The sequence below is a fragment of the Faecalibacterium prausnitzii genome (assembly GCF_003287495.1).
Lineage (GTDB): Bacteria > Bacillota > Clostridia > Oscillospirales > Ruminococcaceae > Faecalibacterium > Faecalibacterium prausnitzii_I.
The window spans coordinates 668,957-688,218 of the sequence record NZ_PRLE01000001.1 but is presented as its reverse complement, the minus strand read 5'-3'; the positions used below and the strand labels follow the sequence as shown (position 1 = coordinate 688,218).

13 protein-coding genes and 1 pseudogene are annotated in these 19,262 nt (G+C 58.7%); 8 read left to right on the top strand and 6 right to left on the bottom strand.

Features of this window, described 5'->3' with window-relative positions:
* Window positions 1-86: 86 nt before the first annotated feature.
* The 4 genes and pseudogenes from C4N22_RS13175 to C4N22_RS03110 all read right to left on the bottom strand — a co-directional run.
* Window positions 87-276, bottom strand: a pseudogene (locus tag C4N22_RS13175) (recombinase family protein); the annotation flags it as partial.
* A complete protein-coding gene (locus tag C4N22_RS03120; RefSeq protein WP_112147961.1) occupies window positions 273-737 on the bottom strand; it encodes a hypothetical protein in 465 nt (154 codons plus the stop codon). The gene C4N22_RS03120 and the pseudogene C4N22_RS13175, both read right to left, overlap by 4 nt.
* 166 nt (window positions 738-903) lie before the next feature.
* Window positions 904-1,188, bottom strand: coding sequence for a hypothetical protein (locus C4N22_RS03115; RefSeq protein ID WP_015538118.1), 285 nt, complete (start codon window positions 1,186-1,188; stop codon window positions 904-906).
* A gap of 647 nt (window positions 1,189-1,835) precedes the next feature.
* Complete coding sequence (locus C4N22_RS03110; protein ID WP_112147960.1) at window positions 1,836-4,097, bottom strand: glycogen/starch/alpha-glucan phosphorylase; 2,262 nt, start codon at window positions 4,095-4,097, stop codon at window positions 1,836-1,838.
* 129 nt (window positions 4,098-4,226) lie between these two features.
* On the opposite strand from C4N22_RS03110, the gene C4N22_RS03105 reads away from it, so the two are divergent.
* A complete protein-coding gene (locus tag C4N22_RS03105) occupies window positions 4,227-5,084 on the top strand; it encodes an AraC family transcriptional regulator (RefSeq protein WP_022257398.1) in 858 nt (285 codons plus the stop codon).
* 130 nt (window positions 5,085-5,214) lie between these two features.
* On the opposite strand, the gene C4N22_RS03100 is transcribed toward C4N22_RS03105, so the two are convergent.
* Window positions 5,215-6,102, bottom strand: coding sequence for a helix-turn-helix transcriptional regulator (locus C4N22_RS03100; RefSeq protein WP_112147959.1), 888 nt, complete (start codon window positions 6,100-6,102; stop codon window positions 5,215-5,217).
* Window positions 6,103-6,348: 246 nt separating this feature from the next.
* Between C4N22_RS03100 and C4N22_RS03095 the strand changes: the two genes are divergently transcribed.
* The 6 genes from C4N22_RS03095 (at window position 6,349) to C4N22_RS03070 (ending at window position 15,142) form a co-directional block, all read left to right on the top strand.
* Complete coding sequence (locus C4N22_RS03095) at window positions 6,349-6,924, top strand: YcxB family protein (protein WP_158565122.1); 576 nt, start codon at window positions 6,349-6,351, stop codon at window positions 6,922-6,924.
* Window positions 6,925-7,007: 83 nt separating this feature from the next.
* Window positions 7,008-8,057 carry a TRAP transporter substrate-binding protein DctP gene (dctP, locus tag C4N22_RS03090; protein ID WP_112147957.1) on the top strand — a complete coding sequence of 350 codons (1,050 nt, stop codon included), beginning with the start codon at window positions 7,008-7,010 and terminating at the stop codon, window positions 8,055-8,057.
* 108 nt (window positions 8,058-8,165) lie between these two features.
* A complete protein-coding gene (locus tag C4N22_RS03085; RefSeq protein ID WP_112147956.1) occupies window positions 8,166-8,654 on the top strand; it encodes a TRAP transporter small permease in 489 nt (162 codons plus the stop codon).
* The gene (locus tag C4N22_RS03080) at window positions 8,654-9,973 is read left to right on the top strand and encodes a TRAP transporter large permease (protein WP_112147955.1); all 1,320 of its coding nucleotides are present in this window, start codon (window positions 8,654-8,656) and stop codon (window positions 9,971-9,973) included. The genes C4N22_RS03085 and C4N22_RS03080 overlap by 1 nt, the downstream gene beginning before the upstream one ends.
* A gap of 130 nt (window positions 9,974-10,103) precedes the next feature.
* On the top strand, window positions 10,104-12,599 hold the full coding sequence (locus C4N22_RS03075) for a TIM-barrel domain-containing protein (RefSeq protein WP_112147954.1): 2,496 nt from the start codon (window positions 10,104-10,106) through the stop codon (window positions 12,597-12,599).
* 26 nt (window positions 12,600-12,625) lie between these two features.
* Window positions 12,626-15,142, top strand: a complete 2,517-nt coding sequence (locus C4N22_RS03070) for a TIM-barrel domain-containing protein (protein ID WP_112114540.1) — start codon at window positions 12,626-12,628, stop codon at window positions 15,140-15,142.
* Between the two features lie 83 nt (window positions 15,143-15,225).
* Here C4N22_RS03070 and C4N22_RS03065 read toward each other — a convergent pair whose 3' ends face one another.
* Window positions 15,226-16,590, bottom strand: coding sequence for an MATE family efflux transporter (locus C4N22_RS03065; protein ID WP_112147953.1), 1,365 nt, complete (start codon window positions 16,588-16,590; stop codon window positions 15,226-15,228).
* A gap of 171 nt (window positions 16,591-16,761) precedes the next feature.
* Between C4N22_RS03065 and C4N22_RS03060 the strand changes: the two genes are divergently transcribed.
* Entirely contained in the window at window positions 16,762-19,260 is a 2,499-nt protein-coding gene (locus C4N22_RS03060; RefSeq protein WP_112147952.1) for a helix-turn-helix transcriptional regulator, read from the top strand.
* Window positions 19,261-19,262: the final 2 nt, after the last annotated feature.

The window sequence follows — 19,262 nt, the reverse complement described above, 5'->3', positions numbered from 1 at the left end:
TTTTTACTCCTTTCCTACAACTGCTGTTCCATTCACCACAAATGAGCCGCAGTCATATGTATTAGGTGGCAGAAACCACCCTTTACATATTAACTCTTGGTTCTCAATGGACAGGCTTTCGCCGAGCCGTGCGTCCTCTTGCGACAGTCGGCAGTAAAGTGCGGTGATTTTATTCGTTGCTCCAGACATTGTTGTGTCCTCCTTACTCTGTGGAGCAACTGTCGGTACAGGATTGGTTACCGGGTCAAGTATAGCAGAATTGGACGCAGTTGTCATTCGTCTGCACCCTCATCTTCAAATTTTTGCTGGGCGTTCTTGGCAACAATGCGCTCCAGCTTCTTCAAAAAGGACTCCTTGCCCTCATAGCTGCCGGTCACGGTGTAGGTGGTGTGACCGACTTTCTCCGTGGTGGTCAGTTCTGGAATCCAGAAAGCGGACAGGTTCTTGACATGGAGGTTGCCGTTCTCGTCCACATAAGAGCTGTGTTTCTTCTGCTCTTCGGTCAAGGGCTTCCGCTTGAAATAGATTTCATTTTCGGAGATGTTCACAGTCTCGCTGGTCTGCTCTTTCGGGGCATCATCATACAGCTGTGCGAAAAATGCCAGTGCATCTTCGGGTGGTTCTTCCTCCATGAGCTTCTCGAAAACTCGCTGTTCCTCTGCCGAGAGGTTATTCCATGCGGCTTCCAACTCCTGCTCGTTGGCTGCGTTGACGAAGGCTTCGATCTCTTTTTTCATGGTGCATCCTCCTTTGGCTGCGAAAAGCGGATTTTCAAAAAGTATGGGTTTTCGTGAGAGCAAGAATCGTCCCGTGGCCACAAATTTTCAATACTCGAAAATTTCCTGTCCCCTTTGGGACTGTTTCTTGTTGGGGCGTGCCTGCCCCAAACCCTGCTAGGTGATTTCATTCTTGGTGGTTGCTATATTGCTTATATGCCTTTTCAAATCCTGATTTGTTATATATGATAAATTTATAACATTCTCCATCTTTCATGGAAATTGCTGCAACAGGAACGACCATCTGACTCCATGAAAGCTCCCTTATCTCGTTCATGGGCAATACAAGGTTGCGATACAGTGGACTGACTGTGAGCTTTTGAGTTGAATATGTAATGCTCTGTTCATCAATGTACAAACCACCGCCAATGATTCCATTACGGCATAAGCTACACACAAAAGTTTTTCCCATAATATTACCGCCTCCTATTAGTTGATGGTTGGTTAAGTTGAGTATATCATATTGATTTCCAGAAGAACACCCCTATATAGGAGATTTTAGCCGTTTTACTGCGTACGTGCGTACGAGAGATTGGTACGCACGTACGCAGCGATTTGCCCGAAGCGCACCCTATATAGCCGTTTCCCCCTCGGAGAGCCCACTACACTTTGCAGACCGCAGGGCTGAAAGCGTCATAGTGGGTTATTACACTTCCGCAGAAGTGCCTTTTCCTCGCCGCAGACAGCCCGGTGCACCTTTGTGAGAGCTTTCTGTCCGGCGAATCCACATCGCCCACAGGCGATGTGAGCAGGGATTCCAAAGGGGCGCAGCACCCTTGGCACACGACTTTGGTACAAAGTCTAGTGTGTTACACCTTTCCAGAGATGTACACGTTCCTGAAATGCAAAAAGCCCCATACCCAACACCTTGACGGTGCGGACATGGGACTTGATGCTTCCTCGGCCTAGCCGGGTACTCCGTAACCAATCCTGACAGGCAGTTGCCGTGTCATTTTTCGAAAACTGTTTTACGGATACCCAGCAGTCGGGAACGCCCTGCTTCTCTTTTCTGGGGGCATGATGAGCCTGCTCCGACTGCCATAGGAAAGCTCGCGTAAACTATTCGCCCAGATGCCAGATGTCGCGGTCGTACTCGGCAATGGTGCGGTCGGAGGAGAACATGCCCGCTTTGGCAATGTTCACAAGGCACTTGCGCCGCCAGCCCATGGGGTCGCAGGCGTAATCGCAGAGGGCCTGCCCCTTGCGCACGACGTATGCGTTGAAGTCCGGCAGGGTCTGGAACCAGTCCTTATGGATCAGTTCGTCGTGCAGGCGGGTCAGGTTTTCGGCATGACCTGCAGCCAGCATCTCCGGGCCGGTGAGGAAGCGGATGGCACGGCGGATGTTGGCATCGCCCTCTACCCACTGGGCCGGGTCGTAGTCGCCGACGGCATAGCGATGGATGACCTGATCGGAGGTCTGGCCGAAGATATAGATGTTCTCTTCCCCCACCTGCTGGCTGATCTCCACATTGGCACCGTCCATGGTGCCCAGGGTCAGCGCACCGTTCAGCATGAACTTCATGTTGCCGGTGCCGGAAGCCTCCTTGGAGGCAAGGCTGATCTGCTCGGACAGGTCGCAGGCCGGGATGAGCTTTTCGGCAGCGGTGACGTTGTAATTCTCCACAAAGACCACCTGCAGCCACCGAGACACCTCCGGGTCTGCGGCGATGACCTTAGACAGGGTCAGCAGGGCGTGGATGATGTCCTTTGCGATGGTATAGGCTGGGGCCGCCTTGGCACCAAAGATGCTCACCAGCGGGACGGCAGGCAGATGCCCGGCCTTGATCTCGTGGTACTGATGGATGAGGTACAGCAGATTCAGCTGCTGGCGCTTATACTCGTGCAGACGCTTGGACTGGATATCGAACACGGCATGGGGATTCACCGTTACTTTCTGGGTGCGCAGCAGCCACTCCGCCAAGGCCGCCTTGTTGGCTTTTTTCACGGCGGTCAGTTCGTTCAGCACGGTCTCGTCGTCGGCAAACGCCAGCAGCTTTTCCAGCTCGGCCGCGTCCTTGCGGAAACCGGAGCCGATGTGCTGCTCCAGCGTGGCGGTCAGGCGGGGGTCGCACTCCAGCAGCCAGCGGCGGAAAGTGATGCCGTTGGTCTTGTTGTTGAACTTTTCCGGGTACAGCTCATAGAAGCCGTGCAGCTCGGAATTTTTCAAGATCTCGGTGTGCAGCGCCGCCACGCCGTTGGTGGAGTGGGTGAAGTGGATATCCATGTGGGCCATGTGCACCCGGTCGTCTTTGTCGATGATGGCAAGGCTCTCGTCCTTGGTGCGGGTGCGGGCCAGTGCATCCAGCTTTTCGATAATGGGCATCAGCTGGGGAACAACGGCATCCAGATAGGCGCGGGGCCACTTTTCCAGTGCTTCGGCCAGAATGGTGTGGTTGGTATAGGCGCAGGTCCTGGTGACGATCTCCACGGCTTCCTCAAATTCGATGCCCTTTTCGCCCAGCAGACGGATCAGCTCCGGGATGACCATGCTAGGGTGGGTGTCGTTGATCTGGATGGCGGCATAGTCGGCCAGATCGTGGTAATCGCAGCCCCGGGCGGCACACTCGGCCAGAATGAGCTGAGCACCGGCAGAGACCATCAGGTACTGCTGGTACACCCGCAGGCGGCGGCCTGCCTCATCGGAATCGTCCGGATAGAGGAAGAGGGTCAGGTTCTTGTCGATGGCGGTCTTGTCGAACGCGATGCCGTCATGGACTATACGCTCGTCAATGGTGTCAAGGTCAAACAGGTTCAGGGTGTTGGTGCGGCCCTCGTAGCCGGTAACGGCCAGCTTGTACAGTCGGGCGGTGTACTCTTTGCCTGCCAGCTCCACCGGGTAGGTGATGTCGGTCTTTTCCGCCCAGCTGTGGGCGGTGAGCCACGGGTCGGGCTTTTCGTTCTGCACGCCGTCCTCAAAGGACTGGCGGAATAGGCCGAAGTGATACCGCAGGCCCACGCCGTCGCCGGGCAGATTCAGCGTTGCCAGAGAGTCGAGGAAGCAGGCCGCCAGACGGCCCAGACCGCCGTTGCCCAGAGAGGGTTCCGGCTCCACCTCTTCGATATCGGAAAGGCTCTTGCCGGCGGCAGCCAGTGCATCGCGGGCTTCATCGTACAGCCCCAGATTGATGAGGTTGTTGGACAGCAGCTTGCCGATGAGAAATTCGGCGCTGATATAGTACAGCTTGCGTCCAGTGACCGGCTGCACATGGTCGGCGCTCTTCTGCCGCACAAGCTCCAGTAGTGCCAGATACAGCTCCTGATCGGTGCAGTCCACCAGTGGCTTGCCCGTAAGACTCTGTAACATTTCGGTAAAGCTCATAAATGCATCCTCCTTTTCTACGGAAAACAGGTTTGACATCTGTACTTCCAGATATACCACATAAAACAATCAAAATCTTGCCTAAAAAGTGCAGACTGTGGTACAATCCTATCATCAGGAGGTGAGACGATGCAAAATCAGGCATCTTTGCAGGAGACCAAGCAGCACGGTGCCGTGCGTTTCCCCTTTAATCTGTATCCCTGCGCCATTCCGGGGGATTTTCCACAGGTAGCGCTCCACTGGCAGGAGAGCATGGAGCTGGTCTTTGTCAAGCGGGGCATAGGACTGGTGCAGGTGGGCGCTGTGACCTGCCCGGCCCGCATGGGGGACATCTTCATTTTTACGCCCGGCACCCTCCACGCCCTGCGGCAGGCCGAGGGGCAGTGCATGGAATACGAAAATATCATCTTCGCGCTGGAGCTTCTGGGCGGCGCGGAAGACCTTTGCGCCGAGAAGTATCTGCTGCCGCTCCAAAGCGGGCGCTTGTCGCTGCAGGCACGTCTGACTCCGAACGACTTGTGCTACCTTCCGGCTGCTGCCTGCCTGCGGGAGGTGGAGGAAGCCAACCGCGCCAAGCTCCCCGGCTACGAGCTGCTGGTCAAGGGGGCGCTGCTGCGCTTCCTTTCCCTGCTCATTGCGCAGGGGAAGCAGCAGCTCCCCGCGGAAACAGCCGACACCCAGCGGCTGAAAGCCGTTCTGCAATGGCTCTCGGCCCATTATGCCGAGGTGCTCCGGGTCGCCGATGCCGCCGGGGTCTGCTCTTTCAGCGCCAGCCATTTCATGCGCTGGTTCCGGCAGATGACCGGGCAGAGCTTCGTTGCCTTTCTGAACGAATACCGCCTGAATGCCGCCGCCGAGGCGCTGCAGACCACGGACGAGACCGTCCTGACCATCGCCTCCCGGTGCGGATTCGAAAACCTCTCCTATTTCAACCGGGCGTTCAAGGCGCACTTCGGTATGACCCCGCGGGAATACCGAAAAAAATAAACAAAACGAGGCCGTTTCCGCTTCTCTGGAAAAGAGAGGGAACGGCCTCGTTTTGCATTTGCCATACAGCATAGATGGCTGCTTTTCATATCCATGATGGAACTTTTGCTTCTCTTAATACGTTCCGTAATCAAACTTTTTTCCGGTTCTGGGAGCGATACTCCGCGGGTGTGATGCCATACAGCCGCCGGAACGTTTTGAGGAAGCTGCTGTAATCCGGAAAGCCGCTCTCGGTGCAGGCGTTGAGGACGGAGACACCATCTTCCAGTGCTTTGCGGCAGTGCTGCATCCGCAGATGGGTCAGGTAGCTGTGGATGCTCTCCATGGTACACTCTTTAAACGCGCGGGAGAGGTGCTCCCGGCTGGCATAGAGCTCCTGGGCCAGCTTTACCGTGGTGAGGGTCGGGTCCTGATAGTGAGCTTGCAGGTAGGACACGGCACGCTGCACCAGAACGTTGGTGCTGCTGGGGGCCGTGGTCTGGCCGCTGCCGGTGGCCAGCGTGATGAGCAGCATCATCTCCGACACCTGGGCTTCAAAAACGATGTCACGCATCTGGGCTGGCAATTCCTGGCTCTGGGCCATCCGCACAAAAAGGCTCTGAAAATCCCACTTGTTGCAGACATCCGGGTCCAGCACAGTGATGCTGTGCATCCAGGCGGCGTTTTTCAGGTTTGCGTTGCGGCGGCAGGCCTGCCAGAGGGCGTCGTCGATCTGGATGACCAGACGGTCAGAGTGGTCGTTATCAATATTGAAGATGCCGGCGTGGTAGATCTGAGCAGGGAAGTAGATGAGCTCGCCGACATGCACCAGATAAACACTGCCGTCGATGGAGTAACGCACGGTGCTGCCGCCGATGGGCAGCACCAGCTCATGGTAGGGGTGGGAATGGACCACGGACTGGTCGTTTTTTTGGTTGGTATACCATGCCACCAGCAGTCTTGTGTTGCGCAGCCCCATCCGTGCTTCCGCCTGTGTGAGGACATTATCGACATAATGCGTAACGCGCTCGATTTCCATAGCGATTCCACCTTTGTGAAAAAAATCAGAAATGTGCTTTATCGTTGATTTTGGCTCTAGTATATCAGCTGATATCACAAATTGCAATATTTGAATCACAAAACCGCAAGAAAACGGATTGGAATTTTAGTATGATATGAGTGCAAGAAGACGACAAGAACAAAAATGACAAAACAGTGACAAAATTTTTGGTATATTTTACAAATGCAGCCGTCGTGTTTCGTGACTCACGGAAAGGAAGAGCTCATGCAGACTTCTAAAAATCATTTTGAAGCCAAAGTGATCTTTAACGATGAGACCATCCGCCGGATGTTCCGCACCGAGTTTTACACCTACGAGGGGATGCAGCGGCTGGTCTGGCTGGCCGTGGCATTCGCGCTGGTGATGCTGGCACTCTTCGTTCCCATCCCAACGGTGGTCAAGGTGCTCTGCCTGCTGGTGGGGTGCGCGATGTTCGCCATGCCGGATTTTCTAAGCCGGGTGGCGGCCGAGGGCGTCATCATGCAGCGGGGCGGGGCCGAGAGCACGGTCAGCTGCCGGATCAACGCAGGCGGCGTGGACGTGGAAAACGGTGCCCACATTCCGTTTGATAAGATCGACCGCCTGGTCGAGGACGACCAGTACTTCTACCTGTTCCAGAGCCGCCAGATGGCGGTGATGATCCCCAAAGGCAGCCTGCTGCCGGCGAACCCCGAGCGGTTTGCCAAGGTGCTTGCCAAAGAGACCGGCAAGGACTGGCAGCAGCCCAAGAGCCTGTGGGGCCTCAACCTGAAAGATCTGATCCAGATGGTGAAAGATCGGTTTCACCGCGGCGAGTCCTGACCGCTGCATTCCAAATTTGTTGTTTCACGGCCGACCGGCTGTGACGTGGTATACATAAGCAAGAAGAAGAAAGGAAATCCACTATGAAAATCTCTCGTAGACAGTTCGTTCAGGTCCTGGCAGTTGCAGGCGCTTCCGCTCTGCTCACCGCTTGCGGCGGTTCTTCCAACAACTCTGCAGCAGGCAGCACTGCTGCTTCCGGCGCGGCAGCTGCTGCAGGCGGCAGCTTCAACCTGAAGCTGGGCCACAACCTGGCTGAGGACCATGCTGTTCACATCCAGCTGACCAGCTTTGCAGAGCAGGTCAAGGAGAAGACCAACGGCACTGTCAACATCCAGATCATCCCCAACGGCACCCTGGGCAGCGAGTCTGATATGATCTCCCAGATCCAGGCCGGCGCTCTGGACATGGCTAAGGTCTCCGCTTCCACGCTGGGCAACTTCAGCGAGAAGTACAACGCTTTCTCCGTGCCTTATGTCTTCGACGATCAGGCTCACTACTACACCTACATGGACAGCGATTCCGCACAGGCTGTCTTTGAGTCCACCGACGATCAGGGCTTCCGCGGCCTGACCTGGCTGGATTCCGGCGCTCGCTCTTTCTACACCAAGGCTACCGCCATCCGCACCCCGGCTGACCTGAAGGGCCTGAAGATCCGCACCATGGACAGCCAGATGGCAATCGACATGATGAACTGCCTGGGTGGCTCCGCTACCGTTATGGGCTACAGCGATATCTACACCGGTATGCAGCAGGGCGTTATCGATGGCGCTGAGAACAACGTCACCGCTCTGCGTGACCACGGCGACGTCACCAAGTACTACTGCTTCGACGAGCACACCCGCATCCCCGATATGGTCATCATCTCCTCCAACATCTGGAACCAGTTCTCTGACGATCAGAAGTCCGCTGTGACCGAGTGCGCCAAGGCTGCTACCGAGGAGTACAAGACCGCTTGGAAGAACTTCGAGGACGAGGTTCTGGACAAGGCTGTCAACCAGAACGGCGTCGAGCTGGTCAAGGACGTGGACATCGCGGCATTCCAGTCTGCTGTGCAGCCCATCTACGAGAACCTCAAGACCGCGAACCCCACCACCTATGCGGTCGTGGAAGAGATCCGCGCAATGGTCTGATCGGCCGCAGTTCCATTCTGATTCTTGCCTCCCAAAGGCCGCGGGCAGGGCATTGAGTGCCTTTGCCCGTGGCCGCGCGGGAGGAACCAAGCTCAAGGAGATGATCTTGTGAAAAAACTGGATAAAATTCTGGATAACGTCATGCGTTTCCTGATGGCAGTGGCAATGTTTGCCCTGCTGGCAGGCGGCACCTGGCAGATCTTTACCCGCTGGATCCTGCGCAACCCCTCCACGGTCACCGATGAGTTCCTGCGCTACGTTCTGATCTGGGCTTCCATGATCGGTTCCGCATACTGCTTCTACAAAGACAAGCACCTGGCACTGGACCTGGTCAAGGGCCGTGCAAAGGGCGCGTTCAATGTCTTTCTGAGCGTCTTCATTGAGGCTGCCATCGTCTTCTTCGTTGGCTATGTCTTCGTGTATGGCGGCTGGAAGCTGACCGCGAACGCTACCAACGTTTCCTCGGTTATGCGCATTCCCTTTAAGCTCCTGTATTCCATCCTGCCGATTTCCGGCATCTTCATCATTCTGGCCCGCGTGCTGAAGTACGTTCAGCTCTTCCTGGACAGTAAAGAAAAGAAAGGAGAAAACGCATAATGGTTGCACAGGCTACGTTACTGCTGTTCGGTTCCTTTTTTGTGATGCTGCTGGCCGGTGTGCCTATCTCTGCAGGCATCGGCATCGCATCCATCTTCACGGCCCTGTTCAGCATGGACCCCGCGATTTTCGCACTGACCGCGGCACAGCGCTGCTTCTCCGGCATTGACTCTTTCTCTCTGCTGGCTCTGCCGTTCTTCTCTCTGGGCGGCAACATCATGAACAAGGGCGGCATTGCAAAGCGCCTTGTCCGTCTGGCCCGTCTGGCCGTTGGTAAGATGCCCGGTTACCTGGCTGCCACCAACGTTCTGGCAAACATGTTCTTCGGCGCCGTTTCCGGTTCTTCCGTTGCAGCTACTTCCGCAATGGGCTCCATCATGGCTCCTCTGGAGCTGGATGAGGGTTACGACCCCAACTACTCCGCGGCCGTCAACATCTGCTCGGCTCCTACCGGCATCCTGATCCCCCCGTCTGGTCCGTTGATCCTGTACTCCATCACCGCTGGCGGCGTTTCCGTTGCTGCTCTGTTCATGGGCGGCTACCTGCCCGGCATCCTGATGGGTCTGTGTGTCGCTGGTCTGGCTGTGTTCATCGCGGTCAAGAAAGGCTACAAGTCCTCGGACGTCAAGGATCCCGATCCCGCCATCAAGATCATCATTGATGCAGTGCCCTCTCTGCTGGCCGTTATCATCGTCATGGGCGGTATTCTGGCAGGCTTCTTCACCGCGACCGAGGCCGGCGTTGTCCTGTGCCTGTACTGCGGCCTGCTCTCCATCCTCTACAGAGAGATGACCCTGAAGAGCTTCTACAACCTGCTGGCTGACACCATGGAGAGCAGCGCTACCATCCTGTTCCTGATCGCCGCTTCCTCCATCATGTCTTACGTCATGAGCTACTCCGGCATCCCGGCTGCGATCAGCAACGCCCTGATGAGCGTTTCCAGCAACCGTTATGTCATCCTGCTGATCATGAACGTCTTCCTGCTGGTCATGGGCATGTTCCTGGACCTGACTCCTGCCGTTCTGATCTTCACCCCGATCTTCCTGCCCATCACCCGCAGCATCGGCATGAGCGATGTCCAGTTCGGCATCATGCTCATCATGAACCTGGGTATCGGCTCCGTCACTCCTCCCGTCGGCTCCTGCCTGTTCGTTGGCTGCGGCGTCGGCAAGGTCAAGATCGAGGGCGTTACCAAGTACATCGTGCCTCTGTTCGCCGCCATGGTCGTGGCACTGTTCCTGGTCACCTTTATCCCGGCCATCGCTCTGGTCGTGCCTTATCTGTGCGGCCTCGTCCCCAGCCTGGGCTGGACCATGTGAGATTGACTGCTCTGGGTTGAGCAACTGAATGTTTGCCCCCGTTTCTCTGAAGATATCATGCATCTGAGGGGGAATGGGGGCTTTTTGTATCCGAAACCACACCCCACAAAAACAAATGAGGAACTGCATTATGGAAATCTGCTCCCGTTTTACCGGCATGGAGCGCAAGGATGGCGCTTTCCTGCTGCACACCGACAACGCGGATGTCAAGGTTTGCTTCGTGACCGACGAGATCGTCCGTGTCCGCGCCAGCTTTGACCACGAGCTGGCCGAGGAATCCTACATCCTGATGACCACCGCCTGGGAAGACCGTATGGACGACCTGTTCAAGGGCGAGCGCACCCGCGTGGAGCCTTTTGCGGCTGAGGTCACCGAGGACGACAAGACCATCACTTTTGCCACCGGCAAGGTGACTCTGGTGGTCGAGAAGGACCCCATCAATTTCAAGCTGCTGTCCGCTGACGGCTCGGAGCTGTACAGCACCCTGCCCGGCAACCCGTTCGTCAAGGACTCCAACAACCGCGTTGTGGCTTACAGCCGGATGAAAGAGGACGACTGCTTCTACGGCTTTGGCGAGAAGACCGGCGAGCTGGACAAGAACAAGACGTTCCAGCGTGAGCGTGCTACCGACGCGATGGGCTACGATGCCGAGAAGATGGATACCCTCTACAAGCACATCCCCTTCTACATCCGTCTGGACCGTGACACCAAAAAGGCTGTCGGCGTGTTCTACCACAACTTCTACGAGTCCGTGTTCAACATGGGCCGCGAGAAGAGCAACTACTGGCCCCGCTACACCTACTTCCAGGCCGACGGCGGCGATCTGGACTGCTTCCTGATCGGCGGCGACACCATCGCCCGCGTTGTGGACAACTACACCCTGCTCACCGGCCGTCCGGCTCTGCTGCCCAAGCGTGCTCTGGGCTATCAGGGCTCCAGCATGTACTACCCCGAGCTGGAGAAAGACAGCGACGACGCTGTGCTGGGATTCGTTGACACCATCAAGGAAGAGGGCTTCCCCATTGATGGATTCCACCTGTCCAGCGGCTACACCAGCCAGAACAACAAGCGCTGTGTCTTTACCTGGAACACCGAGCGCTTCAAGGACCCCAGTGCTTACTTCCGTGCCATGAACGAAAAGCACGCCCAGAACGTGCCCAACGTCAAGCCGGGCGTCCTGCTGTGCAACCCCCGCTTTGATGAATTTAACGCCGATGATGTCTTTGTGAAAGACAGCAAACACCCCGAGAACTACGGCGTTGGCAAATGGTGGGGCGGCGACGGCGCTTTCTGGGACTTCACCAAACCCGAGGGCCGTACAGCCTGGAAGAAGTACCTGACCGAGTCCATCATTGCCGTGGGCACCGATTCCGTCTGGAACGACAACTGCGAGTATGACAGTCTGATGGATAAGGACGACATCTGCGACTTTGACGGCAAGGGCGGCACCATCGCTCAGCTGAAGCCCATTATGAGCACCCTGATGTGCAAGGTGGGTGCAGACGCGGTTGTGGAACACAATGCCAAGGCTCGTCCCTATATGGTCTGCCGCAGCGGCAGCGCCGGCATCCAGCGCTACGCGCAGACCTGGTGCGGTGATAACTACACCAGCTGGAAGTCCCTGAAGTACAACATCCCCATCATCACCGGCATGGGCCTCTCCGGCCAGCCCAATGAGGGCGCGGATATCGGCGGCTTTGCAGGCCCCGCTCCCACCGAGGAGCTGTTCGTCCGCTGGGTGCAGCAGGGCATCTTCCAGGCCCGCTTCTCCATCCACTCCGCTTCCAACGATAACACCGTGACCGAGCCCTGGATGTTCCGCGGCTCTGCAGATCTCATTCGTGACGCGATCCTGCTGCGTTATCGCTTCACTCCGTATCTGTACAGCGCGGAGTACAACGCAAGCAAGACGGGTGCTCCCATCATGCGCGCTCTGGTCTACGATTTCCAGGATGACCCCAACGTCTACGAGGAGAGCTTCGAGTTCCTGTTCGGCCGTGACATCCTGGTGGCCAACGTCATCGAAGAGGGTGCCAAGACCCGCAAGGTCTACCTGCCCGCAGGCTGCAAGTGGTACGACTGGAGCGACAAGATGCGCTGCTACGAGGGCGGCCAGACCATCGAGATCCCCGTCACCATGGCAAGCATCCCCATGTTCATCCGTGAGGGCGCTGTCATCGCCATGGCGGATAACCAGCTGATGACCATGGAGGGGGACCACACCACCGACCTCCACCTCATCGTGGCTCCCAAGGGCACCGTTACCACCACTCTGTATGATGATGACGGCGTGACCAACGATTTCAAGAGCGGCGTCTTCCGCAAGACCACCATCACCACCACCGCCGGTGAGCGTGTCACCATGGACTTCACCTCTGAGGGCAGCTATGAGGACACCGTCAAGACCGTCAAGGTGGAGATGATCGCCAAGGAGAAGAGCCCGTTCTGGGTCACTCTGGACGGCCGCAAGATCGAGCACTTCCTCAACCGCCGCAAGTTCGACGAGGCTGCTGAGGGCTGGTACTACAGCCAGACCAAGAAAGCGGTCGAGGTCAAGTATGCAAACCCGGGCAAGGACTACAACCTGACCGTTTCGTTTGAGCAGTTCGACCTGATCGGCATGTAATAAAAAACAACACGGAGGAACCTGTTATGCTGCTTCGCAGTTTTGAATCTTTTGAAAAAACGGAGAATGGCTATCTCATCCACGGCGACGCTGCGGACGTAAAGCTGATCTTCATGACGGATGACATCATCCGTGTCCGCGTCCACTTCGACAAGGGCACCCCCATGGAGGAGGAGTCCTACACCCTGGTGACCACCGCATGGCCCGACCGCATGGACGACCTGCTTAAGGACGAGCGCACCCGCATCACCGCGCTGGATGTGCCCTGCACCGAGGATGAGAAGTGCCTGACCTTTGAGACCGCTCACGTTACCCTGAAGCTGTTCAAGAAGCCGTTCCACTTTGAGATGTACGACAAAGAGGGCAAGCTGCTGTATCAGGATCTGCGGGAGCGCGCGTTCGAGAAAGACCAGATCGGCCGCCTGACCCACTTCTCCAAGGTGGACCGCGAGTATGACCACTTCTTCGGCTTTGGCGAGAAGACCGGCCACCTGGACAAGAAAGGCCGCCGCCTGCGCATGTCCCCCAAGGACGCCATCGGCCACGACCCCGAGACCGGCGACCCGATGTACAAGCACATTCCGTTCTACATCCGTGTGAACGAGAAGGACCGCCGCCCCATCGGCCTGTTCTACCACAACTCCTATGACTGCGTCTTCGACCTGGGCGAGGAGCTGTCCGGTTACTGGGAGCGCTACTGCTACTACCAGACCGACGGCGGCGACATCGACCTGTTCCTGCTGGCTGGCCCCACCCTGCCGGATATCCTCAACGAGTACACCCTGCTGACCGGCCGCAGCGCTCTGCCCACCAAGCAGTCTCTGGGCTACTGCGCTTCCACCATGTACTACGCGGAGCTGGAAAAGAACTGCGATGAGGAGATCTACAAGGTCATCGACAAGCACGAGAAAGAGGGCATCCTCATCGACAACTTCTGGCTGGCTTCCGGCTATTCCAGCGGCGAAGAGGACAACCTGCGCTATGTGTTCAACTGGAACCACAAGCGCTTCCCGGACCCCAAGAAGTTCTTTGAGAACATGAATGCCCGCGGCATCAATGTCATCCCCAACCTGAAGCCGGGCATCCTGAAGCGTCACCCCTACATCGACCTGTTCGAGAAGAACGATGTCTTCATCAAGACCCCGGACGGCAAGGCTCCGTACTATGGCCGCTGGTGGGGTGGCGAGGGCCGCTTCTTCGACTTCACCGGTCCCAAGGGCCGCGATACCTGGAAGCAGCTGCTGGAGGAGAATATCCTCAAGATGGGCACCAAGACCGTCTGGAACGACAACTGCGAGATGGACGGCGTGGAAGACCGTGACGCCCAGTGCGATTTCGAGGGCAAGAAGGGCACCATGGCCGAGCTGAAGATCCTCCACTCCAACCTGATGGCTTACACCGCCAAGCAGGCTCTGGCCGAGGTCTACCCCGGCGAGCGTCCCTACATCATCAACCGCGCAGGCTACGCCGGCATCCAGCGCTATGCACAGGTCTGGGGCGGCGACAACCTCACCGACTGGCGCACCGTCAAGTTCAACATTGCCACCATTCTGGGCATGGGCCTGTCCGGCTGCTCCAATATGGGCTGCGACATCGGCGGCTTTGCCGGCCCGGCTCCGGAGGCTGAGCTGCTGCTCCGCTGGCTGCAGAACGGCGTGCTCCAGCCCCGCTTCTGCCTGAACTCCGCCAACAACGACAACACCGTCACCCAGCCCTGGATGTATGAGGAGAATCTGCCCTACATCCGCGAGGCTTACAAGCTGCGTTACCGCCTGATGCCCACCCTGTACTCCCTGATGTACGAGAGCAACCAGGACGGTATGCCGGCATGGCGCCCGCTGTTCCTGGAGTTCCCGGACGATCCCAAGTGCTACACCGACAAGAACCTGACCTTTATGTTCGGCAAGAGCATCCTGGTGGCAAACGTGGTGGAAAAGGGTGCAACCACCCGCACCATCTACCTGCCCGCCGGCTGCAAGTGGTACGATATGAGCGACAACCTGCGCGAGTATGAGGGCGGCCAGACCATCGAGATCCCGGTCACTCTGGCAAGCATCCCCATGTTCCTGCGCGGAAGCGCCATCGTGGCCACCAGCGAGGACGTCAAGCACATCCTCCGCGACACCATGCATCAGCTCGACCTGCTGGTCGCCGCCGAGACCGACACCAGCTTTGTGCTGTATGACGACGACGGCCACACCGAGGACTACAAGAACGGTGTCTACGCCAAGACCACCATCGACGTCAAGGCCGGCGACCGCACCGATATCCACTTCTCCACCGAGGGCACCTACGAGTCTCCCGTGGAGCGCATGACCATCAAGCTGGTCAGCAAGAAAAAGGGTGCGTTCTGGGCCAGCGTGGATGGCGAGCAGCTCACCCGGTACATCGTCCGCGATGGCTGGGAGGAAGCAGAGTCCGGCTGGTACTACAACCTGTCGGACCGCACCATCTGGGTCAAGTTCAACAAGCCTGCCAAGAAAGACTTCACCGTCACCATCTCGACCGAGAAGTTCGACCTCATCGGCATGGCTGAAGACTAAACTGCCACTTCCAATCTTCTTCTATAAAAAGGCCGAGGCCTGTGGGAAAGCTCCCGCAGGCCTCGGCCTTTCTTTTGGTTTTGTTATTCTTCCCGCTTGAGCATCCGGCGCACCATGAACATGCAGTACAGCATGGCCAGGCCCCAGGCAAAGGGGTTGGAAAGGCAGATGCCAACATAGCCCAGGCCTGTTTTCACGGCCAGCAGACCGCCCAGGCTGCGGCCGATGAGCTCGCCCACGCCGGAAATGATGGCCTGCACGCTGTAGCCCAGGCCCTGCAGCGTGTTGCGGAAGATCATCAGCAGGCCATGGAAGCAGAACAGCAGACTCATAATGGCCAGGTACTGGATGGCTCCGGCGGTCACGGCGGGGTCTGCATCGCCCAGCACCAGCCCCACGGCGTAAGGCTTGACGAAGAAGATGACGACCCAGGCGGCCACGCAGTAGGTCAGCTGGATCGTGCAGCCGTCCTTGATGCCCTGCTTGATGCGGTCGGTGCGGTGGGCACCATGGTTCTGACCGACATAGGTGGCCATGGCCATGCCCACGCTCTCCATGGGCAGGGTGAACATCTGGCGGATCTTCTCACCGGCAGTCTGGGCGGCTACCGCGGTACTGCCCAGCAGGTTGGTGGCATCCTGCATGATGACGGCGCCAATGGCCGAGATGGAATACTCAAAGCCCATGGGAAAGCCGATGTAGGCCAGCCGCTTACAGTGCCCGGCGGAGAGCAGGCTGCTCTGACCCCGGAACGTGAGCTCCTCCTGCTTGGCCGTCCGGGTAAAGAACCAGAACGCGCACAGCCCGCCGCTGAGCAGCTGGCTGAGGACGGTGGCAATGGCCGCGCCGTCCACGCCCATGCCCATGGAGACGATGAGTAGGTAATCCAGCCCGATGTTCAGCACGCTGGCCGCCAGCAGGAAATAGAACGGGTGCTGGGAGTCGCCCATGGCGCGGAGCACGCTGGAAGCGTAGTTGTACAGCACCGTGGCCGGGATGCCCAGGAAGATGATCCGGATGTAGAGCACGGCGTCCGCGTACAGCTCTTCCGGCGTGTGGATGAGCTGGAGCAGCGGGCCCGCCATCAGGGTGGTGAAGATGGTGAACACCACGCTCAGCACCACGCAGAGCAGGGCACCGTTGAACAGGTACTTCCGCAGGCCGCCCTGATCCTTGGCACCGAACGTCTCGGCTACCGGGATGCCAAAGCCCACGCAGGCACCCTGCACAAAGCCCAGGATGAGGAAGTTGAGGGAGTAGGTGGTGCCTACCGCACCCAGTGCGTCGGTGCCCAGGCACCGGCCCACAATGACGGTGTCCGCAAAGCTGTACAGCTGCTGGAACAGGGTGCCCAGCACCAGCGGCAGCGCAAACCGCAAAATCTGGAACAACGGCTTGCCCACCGTAAGGTCCGTGGTGCCAGACTTGCGTTTTGAGGTCGTTTCCATAAAAAGAGACTCCTTATCTTAAAATGATTTGAGGATATTGTACCATGGAGATCCGGTGCGGCCAAACAGGTTTTTGTGATGGAAACCATGCTTTTTGTGATGCAGGCGTTACTTCCAACTTCTAGAGATTTGTGGTAATATAATCAATAAGAATAGAAAAGAGGGACGCGGATGCTCAGACAAAAGCCGGAACTGAATATCATCTACATCTCGGAGCGGATGCGGCACAGCCTGCAGCCCGTTGCCCGCAGCAGCCTGACGGCGGTGGTGGCTCCCATGGGCTACGGCAAGACCACCGCCATCAACTGGTACCTGAACGAGCGCGGCCGGGAGGGAGCCGCCGTGCTGCGGGTGAGCATCTACTCCGCCAACCGGGCCATCTTCTGGAAAAGCCTGCAAAAGGCGTTTGCGCAGGCCGGGCTGACCGTGCTGGAGGGGTACGAGTGCCCCACGGACGCCAGCGGCGCGGCCCTGCTGCTGGACGACCTCTGCACTGCGCTGGCCGGGGAGCGGGAGATCGATCTCTTTCTGGATGACTTCCACCTGCTCCGGGACGAGCAGGCCGCCGCGTTCCTCTGTGCGCTGGCCAACCGCCTGCCGGGCAACGCCCACCTCGTGGTGGCCAGCCGGAACGATTTCCTGCCCCAGGGCGAGATCCTCCGCCTGGGGCAGCGGCTCCACCGGGTGGGGGCCGACCAGCTGCGGCTGAACGAGAAAGAGTTATCCGCCTACGTCCGCCGCTGCGGCATGGAGCTGACGGAGCCCCAGCGGGAAACCTTGCTCCACTCCTGCGAGGGCTGGTTCTTTGCCATCTACCTCAATCTCCACGCGCTGGCGGAGCGGGGCACCCTGCTGCCCACCAGCTCGGACATCTACGCCATGTTCACCGCGGCCATGATCGAGTCCCTGTCTCCGCAGCGGCAGGAGTTTTTGGCCGTGATGGGCCTGGCCGATGAGTTTACGGTGGAGATGGCTTCTGCCGTGACCCGGATGCCGGACGCCGAGCAGGTGCTGCTGGCCCTGACGCGGCAGAACGCCTTTGTCACCCGCCTGCCGGACGGCGAGAGCTTCCGGTTCCACCACATGATGAAAGAATGCGCCGAGCGGCTGTTTGCCCAGCTGCCCGCCCCGCGGCAGGCGGCCGTCTGGGAACGGTATGGCCGCTGGTACGAGGTCCGGCGGCAGTATCTGCCCGCCCTGCGTGCCTACGAAAAATGCGGGGATTATGACGCCGCCCTCCACGTCATTGAGGAGGACGCCGGCATCCTGCTGGCATCCCTCGGCCCGGCGGAGCTGCTGGAACGGCTGGGCCGCTGCCCGGTGGACGCCCTTAAGCGGCACCCGCTGGCCATTCTGGTGCTGATGCGCCGAATGTTCACCTGCCAGCAGATCCCCAAAATGATGGAGCTCAAGGCCCTGCTGGAAGCCGCCGTGCGGGAGCATCCGGAGCTCCCGGCCCAGGAGCGGGGCAACCTGCTGGGCGAGTGCGACCTCATCCTGAGCTTTCTGATGTACAACGATATCACCCGGATGAGCCGCCTCCACCGCAGTGCCAGCCGCCAGATGACCCGCCCTGCCGTTACCCTGCGCAACAGCGGCAGCTGGACGTTCGGCTCTCCCTCGGTGCTGATGATGTACTACCGTGCTCCCGGGGAGCTGGGCAAGGAGCTGGCCGAGATGTACGAGTGTATGCCCCATTATTATAAGATCACCCAGGGCCACGGGCAGGGGGCCGAGCTGGTGATGGATGCCGAGGCCGCGTTCATGCAGGGACATTTTGAGCGGGCGGTCCTGCTGCTGGAACGGGCCCGGGTGCGGGCGGCTTCCTGCGGGCAGGAGAACATGGCCCTCTGCTGTGATTTCCTCGCCCTGCGGCTTTCCCTCTGCGGGCAGGCAGGGGAGCCGTTTGATTTCGAGGCCCGCCGTGCCGCCCTCCTCCAACGGCACGATGCCGTTCTGCTCCACCTGTTGGAGAGCATCGAGGCCTATTACTACGCCCTGCTTGGCCGCACCGATGCCGTGCCCGAGGTCTTCCGGGAGCATCGTCTTGCCTCCGTGAGCTACTTTGCCCTCTGCCGCCCCATGATGGAAATGATCGAGCTGCAGGTCTGGCTGGCACAGGGGCAGGCAGTCAAGGTGCTGGCCCGCTGTGAGGAGCTGCTGGCCGCCTGCCAGCGGTTCCACTATGGGCTGGTGGCCCTCCATGTCCGGGTGCAGATGGCGGCAGCGTACGGACTGTATGGCCAGCCTGCCGAGGCCCGGGCTGCACTGGAGCAGGCGCTGGCAGAGGCCGCGCCGGATGGCTTCTGGATGCCGCTGGCCGAAAATTACCGCTATCTGGCCCCGCTGCTGGCGCAGGGCGGCTGGGGCAGTGCCCAGCCGCTGGTGGAGCGGGCGATCGCTCTGGGGCAGCGGTGCGAGGCCCGGCGCGCCCAGCTCAACGGCTCGGCAGACCGCCCGGCCATTGCCGCCGCACTGACCGAGAAAGAGCTGGCCCTTGCCCGGCTGGTGGCCCAGCGCCGCACCAACAAGGAGATCGCCGAAACACTCCACCTCTCGGAGGGGACCGTCAAGCAGTACATCAACCAGCTGTACGCCAAGCTGGACATCGGCGGGGCCGTGCGAAACAAGCGCGCCCAGCTGGCTGCCCTTTTTGGCACAAAATACTAACC

Coding starts and splice junctions, on each gene's coding strand:
- C4N22_RS03115 (WP_015538118.1), bottom strand. CDS start 1,188: ATGGGAAAAACTTTTGTGTGTAGCTTATGCCGTAATGGAATCATTGGC.
- C4N22_RS03100 (WP_112147959.1), bottom strand. CDS start 6,102: ATGGAAATCGAGCGCGTTACGCATTATGTCGATAATGTCCTCACACAG.
- C4N22_RS03095 (WP_158565122.1), top strand. CDS start 6,349: ATGCAGACTTCTAAAAATCATTTTGAAGCCAAAGTGATCTTTAACGAT.
- C4N22_RS03065 (WP_112147953.1), bottom strand. CDS start 16,590: ATGGAAACGACCTCAAAACGCAAGTCTGGCACCACGGACCTTACGGTG.
- C4N22_RS03075 (WP_112147954.1), top strand. CDS start 10,104: ATGGAAATCTGCTCCCGTTTTACCGGCATGGAGCGCAAGGATGGCGCT.
- C4N22_RS03120 (WP_112147961.1), bottom strand. CDS start 737: ATGAAAAAAGAGATCGAAGCCTTCGTCAACGCAGCCAACGAGCAGGAG.
- C4N22_RS03105 (WP_022257398.1), top strand. CDS start 4,227: ATGCAAAATCAGGCATCTTTGCAGGAGACCAAGCAGCACGGTGCCGTG.
- C4N22_RS03080 (WP_112147955.1), top strand. CDS start 8,654: ATGGTTGCACAGGCTACGTTACTGCTGTTCGGTTCCTTTTTTGTGATG.
- C4N22_RS03110 (WP_112147960.1), bottom strand. CDS start 4,097: ATGAGCTTTACCGAAATGTTACAGAGTCTTACGGGCAAGCCACTGGTG.
- C4N22_RS03060 (WP_112147952.1), top strand. CDS start 16,762: ATGCTCAGACAAAAGCCGGAACTGAATATCATCTACATCTCGGAGCGG.
- dctP (WP_112147957.1), top strand. CDS start 7,008: ATGAAAATCTCTCGTAGACAGTTCGTTCAGGTCCTGGCAGTTGCAGGC.
- C4N22_RS03070 (WP_112114540.1), top strand. CDS start 12,626: ATGCTGCTTCGCAGTTTTGAATCTTTTGAAAAAACGGAGAATGGCTAT.